Consider the following 15,347-nt stretch of genomic DNA (forward strand, 5'->3'; position numbering starts at 1 on the left):
TTTGTTGAATAACTTTAGAAAAAACCACTTTAAAAAACCCAATAAAGATGTTACTTTTGCATTTTACCAAACTATACGTATGTCAATTTCGAAAACTGAACTGCTAGAAAGGAAAACCGGGAAAGAATTATACAGCTATCAAAAAGGCGCTATAGATAAAATTTTTACTGCTTTTGAAGAGTCGCCATCTGATTATCACTTATTATATCAATTACCTACAGGAGGAGGGAAGACAGTAATTTTCTCTGAAATTGTTCGTCAATATCTAAACATAAAGAAGAAAAAGGTTTTAGTAATGACGCATCGTATAGAATTGTGTAAGCAAACGTCTAATATGCTTACAGAATTTGGTGTTATTAATAAGGTTGTAGATAGTAAGGCAGATTTAAGTGATCAAGCAGATTATAGTTGTTTTGTTGCTATGGTTGAAACGCTAAACAACCGTTTGAATGATGATAAATTAGATATTTCTGATATTGGTTTAGTAATTATTGATGAGGCGCACTACAATTCATTTACTAAGCTATTTAAATTCTTTAGTCAATCTTTTATTTTAGGCGTAACAGCAACACCTTTAAGTTCTAGTATGGAACTACCTATGACTGATAATTATGATGAACTTATAGTTGGAGAGTCTATAGAATCTTTAATAAATCGAGGATTTTTGGCTCGGGCAGAGATGTTTAGTTACAATGTAGGTCTAACAAGTTTAGTTGTTGGAGCTAACGGAGATTATACAGTGAAATCTTCTGAAGATTTGTATACCGATGATAACATGCTTACTAAGTTATTACGCGCTTACGAAGAACGATCTAAAGGTAAAAAAACACTAATTTTCAATAATGGTATAAATACATCTTTGCATGTTTATGATACGTTTAGAAGAGCAGGTTATCCTGTAGCACATTTAGACAATACAAATACAAAGAAAGAGCGGGCCATGATTTTAAAGTGGTTTAAAAATACTCCTAATGCTATTTTAACATCTGTAAGTATTTTAACTACTGGCTTTGATGAACCTACTGTTGAGAGTATTATTTTAAATAGAGCAACTAAATCGTTAACACTATACTATCAAATGATTGGTCGTGGTTCTCGTGTTTTAGAGAATAAAGATACATTTCAAGTTATTGATTTAGGAAACAATTTTCACAGATTTGGACCTTGGGGAGATAATTTAGATTGGCAACGTATTTTTAAATCTCCTAATTACTATTTAGATGCTTTATTAAGTGATGAAGAATTAGAAAGTAATTTTAGATATGAAATGCCTGATGATTTACGTGAAGAATTTAAAAACTCTGAAGATGTGCATTTTGATGTTCAGAAAACTTATGTAGATGCAGTAAGAAGTGGAGAATCTACTAAAGTAGTTTTAGAACGCTCTATAGCGCAACATGCTAAAATATGTATTGAAAATAGCGAAGATGTTTATGATGCTATTGCTTTAGCAAAAAAATTAGGAGATGATATTGACTTTAGAATAAAGCGTTACACTAAGTGTATTAGTAAAAGTACACATAATTTTGTGGAATGGCTTCGAGGCGATTACCGTAAAAAATTAAATTCTTATCTAAGAGCAAATTTTGATGAAGTATTCGAAGAAGTTCATGGTTATGCGCCTAAAGAATAATTAGTTACTGTATTTGGAGCTTAAAAAAGCGATAACATTCATGATTATAAGCACGTTGTCCTTTGCGTGCATGAATGCTATTGTTAAGCATTTAGTCCATATGAATGCTTTTCAAATTGTGTTTTTTAGGTCTTTTAGTTGTCTGCTTTTTACACTTACTTTTCTTATTAAAAATAACATTCCAATACTGGGGAAAAAACACAGTTTGTTGATTTTAAGAGGAGTTGTAGGTGTAACTTCGATGACTTTGTTTTTTATGTCTACAAAATATTTACCTATTGGTACAGCAGTCTCCTTACGTTATATGGCACCAATATTTGCTGGAATTTTTGCAGTAGTATTATTAAAAGAAAAAATGAAACTTGTGCAATGGTTGTTTTTTACTATTGCATTCTCGGGAGTAATTGTTTTAAAAGGATTTGATACTTCACTTAGTATTTATGGTTTACTATTAATTTTTATCTCTGCAGTTTTTAGTGGACTAGTATATATAGTTATTAGAAAAATAGGGAAGAGCGAACATCCAGTGGTTGTGGTTAACTATTTTATGATAATTGCTACTATTGTTGGAGGTGTTTTATCAATTAATAAATGGATTATGCCTGAAGGTAAAGAGTGGCTATTAGTATTTGGTTTAGGGTGTTTTGGGTATTTTGGGCAAGTATATATGACGAAAGCTTTTCAAATTGCTAAAACAAATCAAATAGCGCCCTTTAAATATTTAGAGGTTATTTTTACATTGTTATTTGGTGTTACTCTTTTTAGTGAAGTATATTCATTTTTGAGTTTATTTGGAATTACTTTAATAATAACTGGGCTTGTATTGAATGTTACTTACAAGCAAAAGCCTAGATAAATTTCACATATTAATCTCTTTCTTGCCGTATTTTATATTTAGCTTTAAAAATATTTAAAATAAGTTGTTTCTTAATTATCGTTAAAAGCTTTTCAATGAAAAAAGGGTAATGCTAAACTATTCGTAAAAGTTTTTTTTCAAGATGTATACCACTACCTTTTGGCTATATTTGTCTCTTAATTTTTTGTTAAAACAAATGAAAATCAGTTTGAAGTTTATTGGACAACTGTATTGTTTCAATTTGTTCAACGGATTATAAAAACTATAAACAAACTAACCACCAACATGAAAATTGGTATTCTAAAAGAAACCCAAAACGGAGAAAATAGGGTTTCATTATCGCCTAATATTTCAAAACAACTCATTGATAAAGGCTTTAAAGTTTTAATTGAAGAACAAGCAGGTGTAAACTCTTCCTATCAAGATGCTGATTATATTGACTTAGGAGCTTCAGTAGAAAAACGCGGCGTTGTATTCAAAGAAGCAGATTTACTTATTAAGATTAACCCTTTTGATGAAGAAGACTTAAAATTGATTGATAAAGGCCAAATATTGATAAGTCAATTATATCACAAATCAAATCCAGAATTAATAGAAGCTATAGCCAGTAAAGGCGCTACAGCATTTTCTATGGATGCAATACCAAGGATTTCGCGAGCGCAAGATATGGATGTATTAAGTTCTCAGAATAATTTAGCAGGCTATAAGTCAGTTATTTTAGGGGCTTATGAGATGACTAAAATTTTTCCTTTGATGATGACAGCTGCAGGAACCATAACGCCATCAAAAGTTTTAATATTTGGTGTTGGTGTTGCGGGTTTACAAGCCATAGCTACAGCAAAGCGATTAGGAGCGGTTGTTGAGGCTACTGATATTAGAACTGAAACTAAAGAACAAGCAGAGTCCTTGGGAGCAAAATTTATTTCTGTAGATAATGAAGGGGAAACCTCTGAAGGCGGTTATGCTAAAGAGGCATCTGAAGATTATGTAAAGAAGCAAAAAGATGCAGTAAACAAATCTTTATTTCAAGCAGATTTAGTAATTACCACAGCTAATATTCCTGGTAGAAAAGCACCAGTTTTAATTACTAAGGAGCAAGTAGAACAAATGAAAAATGGAGCTGTTATTATTGATTTAGCGGCTGCACAAGGCGGCAATTGCGAACTGAGTAAATTAAATGAAAAAGTAATAGTAAATGGGGTAAAAATTATAGGTACTACCATTGCGCCAGAAAGTGTCTCTACAAATGCTAGTGAGCTATATGCAAAAAACATTTACAATTTCCTTGTGCATTTAACTGAAGACGCAAAATTTAAGTGGGATTTAGAAGAAGAAATAACTAATGATACTTTAATTGTAAAAGACGGAACCATCCGAAATAAATAATAATCATGAACGAATTTATTCAATTTATTAAAGATAACTTACAAATTGTCTACATCCTTATTTTAGCCATATTTGTTGGTATTGAAGTTATAAAAAGTATTCCTGCAGTATTACATACACCTTTAATGTCTGGAGCAAATGCTTTGAGTGGTGTAGTAATAGTTGGAGCTATATTAGTAATGTTACATTCTAATCCTGATAACTATTTAGCCTTAACATTAGGCTTTATAGCGGTTTTACTCGGTATAATAAATGTAGTTGGTGGTTTTGCAGTAACCAACAGAATGTTACAAATGTTTAAAAAGAAAAAGTAATGAGTGTTATATTAAGTGTAATTTATTTAATAGCAACGGTAACATTCGTTGTAGGTTTAAAGCGTCTTGGGCATCCAGATACAGCAAAAAGCGGTAATATCATTGCAGCATCGGGAATGGGGTTAGCTATTTTGGGAACTATATGTATTCATGATTTGAATGTAGCACCAATTATTTATATTCTTATTGGTGTTGCTATTGTGTTAGGTTCTATAATTGGTTATTTAATAGCCATAAAAGTTGAAATGACAAAAATGCCAGAATTGGTGTCTTTGTTTAATGGTTTTGGAGGCGCAAGTGCAGCTCTTATTGGTTTGGTAGAACTTAGTAAAAGTGTAGAAGATTCGTTGCAAGCTATTACTATTGTTTCAGGTATAATTATTGGTGCCATAACATTTTCAGGAAGTTTAGTGGCTTGGGGAAAGCTTAACGGTTCTTTAAAAAGTGTTGTAAAAATTCCTCAGTATAACATCGTTAACAATCTTTTCTTTTTGGCTATTGTTGGTTTAGCAATATTTATGATTGTTACTGGTAGCTACAATTCGTTATTTACTTATGGTGTTTTAGCAGGAGGATTAGTTTATGGTATTTTGTTTGTTTTGCCAATTGGTGGGGCAGATATGCCAGTTGTAATTTCGTTATTAAACTCTCTTACAGGTATTGCAGCAGCTATAACAGGAATCCTGTATGATAATATGGTAATGCTTGTTGGTGGTATTTTAGTAGGCTCTGCGGGTATAATTTTAACTGTAGCAATGTGTAAAGCGATGAACAGAACACTTGCCTCTGTTATATTTGGTGCTTTTGGTGCAGGTAATGATGCTATAGAAGGTGGCAATAAAACTCAAGGAACCATCAAAAAGACTACTGCCAGTGATGCTGCTATTATGATGAATTATGCTACAAACGTGATTATAGTTCCTGGATATGGATTAGCTGTGGCGCAAGCACAACATGTTATTCATGAATTAGAGGAAATTTTAACAGATAAAGGCGTTAATGTAAAATATGCAGTTCATCCAGTTGCGGGTAGAATGCCTGGGCATATGAATGTATTACTTGCAGAATCTAACGTAGACTATAATTTGTTGATTGAAATGGAGGATATTAATCCTCAATTTTCAAATGCTGATGTTGTTTTAGTGGTAGGCGCAAATGATGTGGTTAATCCAGCTGCTCATAACGATCCATCAAGTCCAATTTATGGTATGCCAATATTAGATGTAGAAAACGCAAAACACATTGTGGTTAACAAGAGAAGTATGAATGCTGGTTATGCAGGTATTCAAAATGAACTGTTTTTTAATTCTAAAACATCTATGCTATTTGGAGATGCTAAAGCTGCTCTAACAGAATTAGTAGGCGAACTTAAAAACATGTAATGAGTTTTAAAAGTTGGATAAATCAAAAACGTCGAAAGGTAATGACTGCAATTACCAAAAGCGTTGGTAGTTCTTATTCAGAACCTTCTTCTCATGATATAAAAAATATTGAAATTAAAAAGGTATTGATTATTAGGCCAAATCATCGTTTGGGTAATCAATTACTAACCACGCCTTTGGTGCAAGAAGTAGAAAAAACGTTTCCTGATTGTGCAATTGATTTATTTGCAAAAGGAGGCGTAGCCTTTGCTATTTTTGAAAATTATAATTCAATCAATAAAATTTACCAACTACCAAGAAAGCCATTTAGTAATCTGTTTAAATATGCCATGTGCTGGATCTCTATCAAAAGAAAAAAATATGATTTGGTAATTAATGGTGATAAAGACTCTTCTTCAGGAAGATTACTAACCAATTTAGCAAAAGCACCACTCAAGGTTTTTGGGGATGTACATGAAGATATTCAAAGACAATATGATGATTATCTGCATATTTCTAAATACCCAATTTATAACTTGAGACGTTATTTATCTAAACTAAACTTCCCAGAAAATAATACTACACTTCCTGTTTTGAATTTGAAGTTATCTAATGCAGAACTAAGTACTGGTAAGCAAATATTAGATAATTTGAATAAAAATGAAAATCCTACAATTTGTATTTATACTAATGCTACAGCAGATAAATGTTATTCAGAACAATGGTGGGAATCATTTTATTTAAAATTAAAAGAAAATTTTGCTGAACAATACAATATCATAGAGATGTTGCCAATTGAAAATATTTCAAAGATAAATTTCAAGGCGCCTCATTTTTACAGTAAAGATGTTCGAGAAATGGGAGGCATTATTGCTAACACTTCTGTTTTTATTGCTGCTGATAATGGAGTAATGCATTTGGCAAGTGCTGCATTAACGCCAACAGTAGGCTTGTTTTCAAGAGATAATCAATCCATTTATGGGCCATACGGAAATGGTAGTTTAGCACTTCACACAAAAGTAAAATCCCAACAAGAGTGTATTCAAGCTATTAAAAATATTCTTAAGTAAACATTGTAGACCCTTTGAAGAATCCAAATAGATTTTCCTTTATCAACCCAAAAAAAGTTCCTTTTTTTTATGGCTATGTAGTTCTTATTTTTGGAAGTATTGGAGTTTTAGCTAGTATTCCTGGACAAACAGTTGGTGTTTCTGTTTTTACAGACCCTGTTAAAGACGCTTTAGGTTTATCAAGAAATCAGTTTAGTAATGCATATATGTTTGGCACGCTATTAAGTGCGTTTTTTGTGTCTAGGGCAGGGGTGTTATTTGATAGGTTTGGAGCACGTTATGTAGCATTTTTTTCTGCATTCTTATTAGGTGTCTCATTAGTGTTATGTTCGCAATCTGTGAATATCAGTAATAGCATTAGTGTTATATTGAATATTAATTCTTGGGTTGTACCTTTTGTTGTTATCACACTTTTATTTTTTTTAATACGTTTTTTTGGACAAGGTGTTTTAACCATGTCATCACGTAATATGATTATGATGTGGTTTGATAAGAATAGAGGTAAGATTAACGCGATAAGTAGTGTTACGGTTTCATTAGGTTTTTCAGTATCACCATTATTGATTAACTATCTTATTGATGAGAATGGATGGCAAATGTCGTGGCAAATATTAGCAATGTGTCTTATTATTTTTAGTTTTTGTATCATTCAGTTTTATAGAAATAATCCTGAAGATTTTGGTTTTAAACCGGATGGTAAATCAATTAAGGCTAAAACTTTAAAAATAAGTAAAGTTGAAAAGCACTTTACTTTAAAAGAAGCTAAACAAACCCGTGCTTTTTGGGTAATTGGCTTAACACTAGCCTTTAATAGTTTTTTTGTTACAGGTTTTACATTTCACGTTATTTCTATTTTTGAAAGTCAAGATTATACTAAAGATCAAGCCATAGCCGTATTTTTCCCAATATCTATAATTGCTGTTATTATATCTACTCTAGGTAATGTGTTAAGTGATTATATCCATCATAAAGTATATGTATACATTATGCTTTTTTCAGGAGTTCTAGCATCTTTAGGTTTATATTTCTTAAATTCTAATATTGGTGTATATGCTTTAATTTTGGGTTTAGGAATGTTTGGAGGGCTATTTGCAGTAGTTAATGCCGTAACATGGCCAAGATATTTTGGAAGAGAACATTTAGGTGCAATAACAGGGAAAGTCATGAGCTTTTTAGTAATTGCTAGTGCTATAGCACCAAGTCTATTTAGCTATTGTTATACAGCTTTAGGGTCTTATACTAACATAAGCTACATCACTGGAGGTTTTCTGTTATTTTTAATATTGGCGTCTACTAGGGTTAAAAATCCTCAATAGTTGGTTTAATAGTTTGTAATCAGTTTTTTAACGAATTCTTATAAGTGTTCTTTTTATCTTTTTAGTAACTTACAGCTATGGTTATGAAAAGAAACAATATACAGCTTGTAGTGTTAATGTTAATTGCTCTGTCTTGTAAAACATCTAAAGAGATTGCTACTGCTCAACAGTACGAAACCTTTAAAGCACTTATTGCATCCCAAGAATTTACAATAGAGTCTGATTGGGCATACCCGCAATTGACTAATGCTATGACTCAAGTTTTGAATTCAGGATTAATGGGGCCTAACAATAATGGCAACTCCATTAACTTAATAGGGAATGCTAACTTTCTAACTATAAAGGGAGACAGTATTACATCCTATTTACCTTATTTTGGAGAACGACAAATGCAGGTGGCTTATGGAGGAACAGACAGTGCTATTCAATTTAATGGGGTAATGGAAGATTTAAAAATAGAAGACGGAAAGAAAAATCGTAAAATTTTCACGTTTAGGGCTAAAAGTAATGCTGAAAATTTTAATGTCATTATTACACTTTTTCCTAATAATACAAGCCAAATTGTATTAAATGGAAATTCACGTTTTTCTATTCAATATTCTGGACAGGTTAAAAAAATATCTCAAGAGGAGAAAACATCTTAAGCTTTACTAAATCATATTTTGTTTTTTAGCGACAAAAAGTCATTATGTTTTGATTAAATAATGTCATTTTGGCATTTTTAGTTCATTTCTGATTATTAAATCCTGTCAAAATCTCATTGTTTCTATTATGGTATTCCATTTGCTTATTAATGTATTGAAGTTTGCAAACAACTTCATAAGTAAAAAGAAATTTAAAGTTTAATTTAAAATTATAGTATTATGAGTGCATTAATGAATGTATCAAAAAATGGAAATTATAAAAACCATGGATTAAGCCAGAGAGGCTGGTCTAATTGGATTGATGATTTATTTAATATAGATGCTTTTCCTGCAGTTACTTCAAGCAATTTCAACACAAATGTATTTACTCCAAAAGTAAATATCAGGGAGACAAAAGATGACTATTTTGTTGATATAGCAGTTCCAGGGTTTAAAAAAGAAGATTTTAATATAGACTTAGATAATGATACTTTGTCTATATCTGCTGAACAGAAAGTAGAAGCTAAAAATAATGAAGATAATTTTACACGTAGAGAGTTTGGTTATACTTCGTTTAAAAGAACCTTTACTTTACCAGATTCTATAGAAGATAACAAAATTGAAGCTAAGTATGAAGATGGTATTTTAAGTATACAATTACCAAAACGCGAAGAGGCTAAGCCTAAGCCTGTGCGAACTATTAAAATTTCATAATTGATAAAGATTTAGAATTAGTTTAATAAAAAAGAGGTTTTTACACCTCTTTTTTATTTACTGTATATTATAATCATTCACTCTCTAAGAGCTTAATTAGTTTTCCTGTAACATTTAAACCAAACAAAACTTGGGAGCCAGAAAACCCAGGAATATTCAAGTCTTTTTTCTTATTTGAAGAATATTGTACATGTAAATGTACAGAGTTTAAATAAGTGTTTACTGAAAAGTCAATTCCATCTAGTCCAAGAGTATCATTCAGAATATTAAAAGATTTATAATCACCTACATCAATATCTGTTTGATCAATATTTTTAAAATCCCTCACAGAATTTGGTATGTAGTCTTGTGAAAAGATTTTTATTGGTAAGATAATTAACAAAAAGGGTACAACTAAAGCTTTCATTTTATATGTTTTATTGTTTGTGTAAACTTCAATAAAACATAATGGTAGTTCAATACCCAGTATTGGGTAAATTCTAGAACTTATATTTTTTCTCTAATGCATATCGCATTAGTTCTCCTTTGCCTTGTATACCTAATATACGTGCCATGTTTTTACGATGGGTGTCTACAGTATGTATACCTATAAACAGTGTGTCTGCAATTTCACGAGAAGTTTTGCCTTGTCCTATCAACTCTAAAATTTCAATTTGTCTTTTTGTTAAAATACCTTTAGACTTATTAGATGGTTGAGACTGCAAAGCATTGGTGTTAATATTAGCATCAAAGTAAGTGCCGCCTTTATGTACGGTTAAAATTGCTTTGTATACTTCTTTTAATGTAGAATTTTTAAGAATATAACCGGAAGCACCAGCATTTAACATTTGTTGAATAGCTTCGGTTTGATCGAACATAGTAAATGCTAAAACCTTTATATGTGGATGATTTTGCTTTATTTCTCTAGTAGCATCAATACCATTTATTTTTGGCATCCTAATATCCATTAGAATAACATTAGGTTGCTTTTTGTCTACGATTTCAAGTAGTGCTTTGCCATCATTGGCAGTACCTACTACAGATATGCCGTCTTCGTATTCTAAAAGTAGTTTTATCCCATCAATAAGAGATTGGTGGTCTTCAGCAATAACTAGTCGTATCATGTGGGTATATCTATTATTATGGTCGTTCCTATGCCTTTTTCAGATTCTATGGTCATACTACCACTCAAGTGTTCTACACGTTTATCAATACTACTAATCCCCATGCCTTTGTGGTTTTTTGTGATTTGTTTAGGATCAAAACCTTTACCATCATCCTCTATCATGATATTTAAAGCATCATCGTGATTGGTAAGATGAATTGTGGCTTCAGTAGCTTCAGCATGTTTTATAACATTTGTAATAAGTTCTTGTATTACTCTAAAAATAGTAAGCTCTAAGCTGTTTTCTAATCTATTTTCTAAACCATGATCTATAACTTTAATAGAGATTTGATTGGCCATAGAAACTTTATCAGCCATGTTTTGTACAGCTACAAGAAGCCCTTGTTTAGCAATAACCCCAGAATTTTTTGCATGAGCAATAGAACGAACTTTATGATAGGCGTCATCTAAAAGGGTAGTGGTTTTATCAAATAGTTCAGGGGTTTGTTTATCTTTTAGAGCATTAAAGTGTAGTTTAACTGTTGCCATGAGTCCGCCTAAATCGTCGTGTAAATCGTTAGCGATGCGTTGCCGTTCTTTTTCTTGGCCTTCAATCATAGCATCAATACTAACTAACTCTTGTTCTTTTAAAACTGTTGCTAGTTTTTGACTTTCTAAAACTTTGGCTTGTTCTGCTAATTTTTGTTTTTTGCGGGTGTTTTTTTGGATGAGCAACATAATGGTACCTCCTAATATTATAAAGGTTATTGCTCCAATAAGAAGGTTGCGATTTTGTTTACGTTTGTTTTCAATTTCTAAGTTATCTGCGCGGAGTTTTTCGTTATCGTATTGTTCTTGAATATCAGCTATGGCAATTCTTTGCTCTTTTAGATTAAGACTATCAGATAAAGCATGATATTCTTTTAAGTTTTGATAAGCTAATTCAAATTTTTTGGATTTAGCATATAACAAAGATAAATTTTCTTTAATCAAAGATTTTTTGAAAATTTCGTTGCCTTGTGTTGTAATACTGTCAGCTTTTTTAAAGTAATACTTTGCTTTTTCAACATTATTCTTAGAAAGATATGAATTGCCAATTCCAATATACATATCAAAAAATTGATTAGGGTTTGAATGTTGAGGGTATTTTTTTAATAATGAAATTTTTTTACGATAATAATAAATAGCTGAATCTGAATTACCAATTACTGTTTCGTATAGTGCTCCTAAATTATGATAGGTAGATATTAGATAAATACTATCATTTTTTTGTAGAACACTTTTAGTAATCTTTTCATATTGATGTAATGCTAATTTAGACTTATCTCTAAACAAATAATAATTTCCTAGTAAAAAGCTATGTATAATATTATGCCTTCTAGATTTGTATAAAGTAGCTTTATTTTTATATAGATTGAGGTATTTCAAATTGTAATAATTGTCTTCTAAATAGTCATAGGATTGTGAAAGAGCAGATAGACTATTTAAAACCGTTAGGGTATCTTGGATTTCTACCCCTTTTGTATATGCAGCAAAACTTTTTTTTAAATAAAGAGAATCATTATTAAGTAATTTGTGATAATAACTTTCGAAATAAAGTATTTTACTGTATTTAGTATTTAAATATGGTTTGTTTTTTTTAAGCAATTCTAGATAGAAAAGTATAGAATCAGTATTCTTATCTCTGGAATGTAAAATAAGATTAAAATAATCTCTATCACTTCTACTTTTCGAACTTTGAATTTTATGTATTAAATAATCTTTTGATGTTGTATTATGAAAATAATAGAAAGTAGAATCACTCTGCGAAAAACAGAGTGAATAGTAGAATAGTAAAGGCAAGATTAGATATTTCAATTTCCTTTATTAGACTCTGGCGTTATTATTGGGTGACCAGCTATGGGGGTTGTGTTTTTTTTGACTCCTCCACTTCTTATATCACTGTTTCCACAGTTTCTACTTTTATAAATGTACTCGACAGAAAGATTCAATGGATTTCCTTTTTCTTGACTTAATCCAGAAATTAATTTCGGTTGTAAATAGATATCGTTTGAAAAGGTATCAACTTCACAAATATACTCTATAGTTGTATTATCAGAACTCATTCCATTATATCTTAATTCTGAACCTTTTGGGGTGGGAATAGCGAATAAAGCATAACCATATTTCGTATTGTAATATGCTTTTCCGCAATATGAACTATCATTTTCACAAAAATCATAATTGTATATAGGAATATTACTGTAATATTCAAAATATTCTTGAATAGCTTTAGTTTGTAATAATGGCATATCGTTGCGATTATTATTATTGCATTTACTATTACATGATAAAATCAACACTATGATGCAACATGACACGGTTAAAATTTTTAATTTCATTTTGTTTCTTTTGATTTAGTTATACCACAAACTTCAATAGAAATTCTAAAATAATAAATACCCAATACTAGGTATATTTTACCCTTCAAAGTATAAAGAAAAGTGCAGCAAGAAAGAAATGCTAGATAAAAAGTAAAAAATAAAGGTATAATGCTTTTACTACAATAAAAACTTTATCGCACTTATGAGTAAGATAAACCCAATAAACGCTACAAGCATCCAAATACTACCTTTATAAAAGCGTTTATGTAGCCTTAGATCTTTACGATAAGTATAGCCAATAATGATGGAGAAGACAATAAAAAATATAATTCCGAAAATGATTTGACCTTTACTAAACATATAGCTATTTTTATGCAAATTTAAGTAAAACACTATACATGAAAAATAAAATTGAAGCTGTAAAAGCATTTCATACAGCATTTAAAATTGGGCATAGGGAAACACCAAAAGCTGATTTGGGATCTGCAAAGAATATGTTGCGCTATAAATTAATGCGTGAAGAGAATGAAGAATATCTTGAGGCTGTAAATAATGACGATTTGGTAGAAGTCGCTGATGCACTAGGGGATATGTTATATATTTTATGTGGTACTATTATAGAACACGGATTACAATATAAGATAGAAGAAGTTTTTGAAGAAATACAACGTAGCAATATGAGTAAGCTGGGGGAGGACGGACAACCTATTTACCGCGAAGATGGAAAAGTGCTAAAAGGTCCAAATTACTTTAAGCCAAATATTGAGGCTATTTTAGAAAAGTAGAATATCTATTGAAATGATACACTATTTCCTTATTAGCCTTATTAAAAGCGGCTCCATTTAATAAAAAAAAGTGATTTATTAAGTTTTTAAAAAGTATTAAGAAGAGAATTTTAGCTGTTTTACTTAGCTCAAAATAATAGAAATTTCTTTTCATTTTAAAGTATATTACTTTCAGCATAAAAATACAATACTTCATAATTTATGCGGTTCTTAGCTTAAGTAAAACTAACTATTTAACTCCATTAACTTAACTAGATTTATGACTAAATTGTTGATTAATAGCAACTTTTATAAAATTTTTCCTATATTTAAACATTGTTAAAAGATTATATTAATAAAGAAAATACATAATTATAAATAAATAATAACGTACAAATAATAGTATCTTAATTTTATGAAATTCTCCCTCAGACATAATATTTAAGAATATGAAAACGTTTAATAAACTGTTAAAAATACAGTTGCTACTATGGAGTTTTATCATAATATCATGTAGTACAGATCAAGAATCTATTAACCAAGAAAACACTGATTTTTCATTTTATAGTATTCCTGAACCTTCCATAATTTATCCAGATTCGGTACTTAGAGAAGTTTTAGATAGAGAACTTAAATTAATGCGTAAAGGTCTTACACAAAAAGCAGACACTCTGGGCATGGTTATAGATAAAGAAAATCCTAAAAAGGTATATGTACATTATATGCCGTGGTTTCAATCTAAGAGTTATGATGGGTATTGGGGGCAGCATTGGACCATGACTAATAGGAACCCTGACAATTATGATGCACAAGGACAACAAGAGGTTGCGTCTTATTACAATCCATTAATAGGAGCCTATTCTTCTTCTGATGAATATTTACAAGAATACCACTTTTTATTAATGAAACTTTGTGGTATAGATGGCGTTATTTTTGACTGGTACGGAAGTAGGGATATTCATGATTATGGTCTTATTAAAACAGCCACAGAAACTTTTATACCAAAGTTAGAAAATATAGATTTAGAATTCGCTGTAATGTACGAAGACCGTGTGGCTTACATGGAAAATACAAGTGTAGCGATTGACCCTGTAAAACGCGCCAAACAAGATTTTAAATACATTAATGATGTTTACTTTAAAAGCTCTAATTATTTGGAGTTTAATGGCATTAAGAGTATTTCTATGTTTGGACCGCACCATATTACAGAAAAACAGCAATGGGATGATATATATTCGGTATTTCCAGAAGATGAGCAACCTTATCTTTTATCTCTTTGGGGATTGAAAGGCTCACTTGGAGATAATTTTAAAGGGGAGTTTTTGTGGGTAGCTCAAGACCATCTTTTAGCTAAAGAGTATTATTATAATACTTATGCAGATTCTAACTATATGACAATAGGCTCCGTTTATCCTGGTTTTGCAAGTTATTATACTGATGGGGGATGGAGTGATGGTTCTAATTCTTGGGTATTGCCTAAATACGATGGGCTTACATTTGTAGAATCTTTAAATGCATCTACTAATAACGCTTCAGATTTTATTCAAATTATTACATGGAATGATTTTGGGGAAGGCACCATGATTGAGCCTACTACGCAATTTGGTTTTACATATTTACAAATGTTACAAGAATATACAGGCGTAAGTTATTCTGAGCAGGATTTAGCGGTTTGTGCAAGATTATATAATGCTCGGATGCAATACAGGGATAATATTACAGTTATGAATTTGTTGGATGCAAGTTATACCTATATGAAAGTTTTAAATATAGAGCAGGTAGATATGATTTTGCAAGCTATAGATAGGTTTTATACTTAGAAATTAAACTTGAAGATGCACTTCTATTGTTTTTCTAGACTGA

At 30.7% G+C, this 15,347-nt stretch carries 15 protein-coding genes; 11 read left to right on the forward strand and 4 right to left on the reverse strand.

Annotated features, from left to right (window positions below; all coding sequences use genetic code 11):
* Nucleotides 1–79: 79 nt before the first annotated feature.
* From EYD46_RS05370 to EYD46_RS05410, 9 genes are all read left to right on the forward strand, one after another.
* Nucleotides 80–1,633, forward strand: coding sequence for a DEAD/DEAH box helicase (locus EYD46_RS05370; RefSeq protein ID WP_174719890.1), 1,554 nt, complete (start codon nucleotides 80–82; stop codon nucleotides 1,631–1,633).
* Between the two features lie 13 nt (nucleotides 1,634–1,646).
* Nucleotides 1,647–2,489, forward strand: a complete 843-nt coding sequence (locus EYD46_RS05375) for a DMT family transporter (protein ID WP_262708419.1) — start codon at nucleotides 1,647–1,649, stop codon at nucleotides 2,487–2,489.
* Nucleotides 2,490–2,774: 285 nt separating this feature from the next.
* Nucleotides 2,775–3,875 (forward strand): Re/Si-specific NAD(P)(+) transhydrogenase subunit alpha, encoded by a 1,101-nt coding sequence (locus EYD46_RS05380; protein ID WP_130936038.1) that lies wholly within the window; start codon nucleotides 2,775–2,777, stop codon nucleotides 3,873–3,875.
* Nucleotides 3,876–3,880: 5 nt separating this feature from the next.
* Entirely contained in the window at nucleotides 3,881–4,189 is a 309-nt protein-coding gene (locus EYD46_RS05385; protein WP_130936039.1) for an NAD(P) transhydrogenase subunit alpha, read from the forward strand.
* Nucleotides 4,189–5,571, forward strand: a complete 1,383-nt coding sequence (locus EYD46_RS05390) for an NAD(P)(+) transhydrogenase (Re/Si-specific) subunit beta (protein ID WP_130936040.1) — start codon at nucleotides 4,189–4,191, stop codon at nucleotides 5,569–5,571. The genes EYD46_RS05385 and EYD46_RS05390 overlap by 1 nt, the downstream gene beginning before the upstream one ends.
* Nucleotides 5,571–6,620 carry a glycosyltransferase family 9 protein gene (locus EYD46_RS05395; RefSeq protein WP_130936041.1) on the forward strand — a complete coding sequence of 350 codons (1,050 nt, stop codon included), beginning with the start codon at nucleotides 5,571–5,573 and terminating at the stop codon, nucleotides 6,618–6,620. Before EYD46_RS05390 ends, EYD46_RS05395 begins: the two co-directional genes overlap by 1 nt.
* Before the next feature lie 14 nt (nucleotides 6,621–6,634).
* On the forward strand, nucleotides 6,635–7,936 hold the full coding sequence (locus EYD46_RS05400) for an MFS transporter (RefSeq protein WP_130936042.1): 1,302 nt from the start codon (nucleotides 6,635–6,637) through the stop codon (nucleotides 7,934–7,936).
* Nucleotides 7,937–8,019: 83 nt separating this feature from the next.
* Entirely contained in the window at nucleotides 8,020–8,580 is a 561-nt protein-coding gene (locus EYD46_RS05405; protein WP_165454345.1) for a DUF4251 domain-containing protein, read from the forward strand.
* 219 nt (nucleotides 8,581–8,799) lie between these two features.
* On the forward strand, nucleotides 8,800–9,273 hold the full coding sequence (locus EYD46_RS05410; RefSeq protein ID WP_130936044.1) for an Hsp20/alpha crystallin family protein: 474 nt from the start codon (nucleotides 8,800–8,802) through the stop codon (nucleotides 9,271–9,273).
* A gap of 73 nt (nucleotides 9,274–9,346) precedes the next feature.
* On the opposite strand, the gene EYD46_RS05415 is transcribed toward EYD46_RS05410, so the two are convergent.
* From EYD46_RS05415 to EYD46_RS05430, 4 genes are all read right to left on the reverse strand, one after another.
* Nucleotides 9,347–9,679 carry a hypothetical protein gene (locus EYD46_RS05415; RefSeq protein ID WP_130936045.1) on the reverse strand — a complete coding sequence of 111 codons (333 nt, stop codon included), beginning with the start codon at nucleotides 9,677–9,679 and terminating at the stop codon, nucleotides 9,347–9,349.
* Nucleotides 9,680–9,752: 73 nt separating this feature from the next.
* Nucleotides 9,753–10,376, reverse strand: coding sequence for a response regulator (locus EYD46_RS05420; RefSeq protein WP_130936046.1), 624 nt, complete (start codon nucleotides 10,374–10,376; stop codon nucleotides 9,753–9,755).
* Nucleotides 10,373–12,214 (reverse strand): tetratricopeptide repeat-containing sensor histidine kinase, encoded by a 1,842-nt coding sequence (locus tag EYD46_RS05425; protein ID WP_130936047.1) that lies wholly within the window; start codon nucleotides 12,212–12,214, stop codon nucleotides 10,373–10,375. Before EYD46_RS05425 ends, EYD46_RS05420 begins: the two co-directional genes overlap by 4 nt.
* Nucleotides 12,211–12,738, reverse strand: a complete 528-nt coding sequence (locus EYD46_RS05430) for a hypothetical protein (RefSeq protein ID WP_130936048.1) — start codon at nucleotides 12,736–12,738, stop codon at nucleotides 12,211–12,213. Before EYD46_RS05430 ends, EYD46_RS05425 begins: the two co-directional genes overlap by 4 nt.
* A 380-nt stretch (nucleotides 12,739–13,118) precedes the next feature.
* Between EYD46_RS05430 and EYD46_RS05440 the strand changes: the two genes are divergently transcribed.
* Entirely contained in the window at nucleotides 13,119–13,505 is a 387-nt protein-coding gene (locus EYD46_RS05440) for a pyrophosphohydrolase domain-containing protein (protein ID WP_130936050.1), read from the forward strand.
* A gap of 428 nt (nucleotides 13,506–13,933) precedes the next feature.
* The gene (locus tag EYD46_RS05445) at nucleotides 13,934–15,304 is read left to right on the forward strand and encodes a glycoside hydrolase family 71/99-like protein (protein WP_130936051.1); all 1,371 of its coding nucleotides are present in this window, start codon (nucleotides 13,934–13,936) and stop codon (nucleotides 15,302–15,304) included.
* Nucleotides 15,305–15,347: the final 43 nt, after the last annotated feature.

Source organism: Hyunsoonleella pacifica, from assembly GCF_004310335.1.
In the GTDB taxonomy this organism is placed as follows: domain Bacteria; phylum Bacteroidota; class Bacteroidia; order Flavobacteriales; family Flavobacteriaceae; genus Jejuia; species Jejuia pacifica.

Excerpts from the sequence above, each read along its gene's own strand:
- EYD46_RS05370 (WP_174719890.1), top strand. The coding sequence starts at position 80 with ATGTCAATTTCGAAAACTGAACTGCTAGAAAGGAAAACCGGGAAAGAA.
- EYD46_RS05380 (WP_130936038.1), top strand. The coding sequence starts at position 2,775 with ATGAAAATTGGTATTCTAAAAGAAACCCAAAACGGAGAAAATAGGGTT.
- EYD46_RS05385 (WP_130936039.1), top strand. The coding sequence starts at position 3,881 with ATGAACGAATTTATTCAATTTATTAAAGATAACTTACAAATTGTCTAC.
- EYD46_RS05390 (WP_130936040.1), top strand. The coding sequence starts at position 4,189 with ATGAGTGTTATATTAAGTGTAATTTATTTAATAGCAACGGTAACATTC.
- EYD46_RS05395 (WP_130936041.1), top strand. The coding sequence starts at position 5,571 with ATGAGTTTTAAAAGTTGGATAAATCAAAAACGTCGAAAGGTAATGACT.
- EYD46_RS05405 (WP_165454345.1), top strand. The coding sequence starts at position 8,020 with ATGAAAAGAAACAATATACAGCTTGTAGTGTTAATGTTAATTGCTCTG.
- EYD46_RS05410 (WP_130936044.1), top strand. The coding sequence starts at position 8,800 with ATGAGTGCATTAATGAATGTATCAAAAAATGGAAATTATAAAAACCAT.
- EYD46_RS05415 (WP_130936045.1), bottom strand. The coding sequence starts at position 9,679 with ATGAAAGCTTTAGTTGTACCCTTTTTGTTAATTATCTTACCAATAAAA.
- EYD46_RS05420 (WP_130936046.1), bottom strand. The coding sequence starts at position 10,376 with ATGATACGACTAGTTATTGCTGAAGACCACCAATCTCTTATTGATGGG.
- EYD46_RS05430 (WP_130936048.1), bottom strand. The coding sequence starts at position 12,738 with ATGAAATTAAAAATTTTAACCGTGTCATGTTGCATCATAGTGTTGATT.
- EYD46_RS05440 (WP_130936050.1), top strand. The coding sequence starts at position 13,119 with ATGAAAAATAAAATTGAAGCTGTAAAAGCATTTCATACAGCATTTAAA.
- EYD46_RS05445 (WP_130936051.1), top strand. The coding sequence starts at position 13,934 with ATGAAAACGTTTAATAAACTGTTAAAAATACAGTTGCTACTATGGAGT.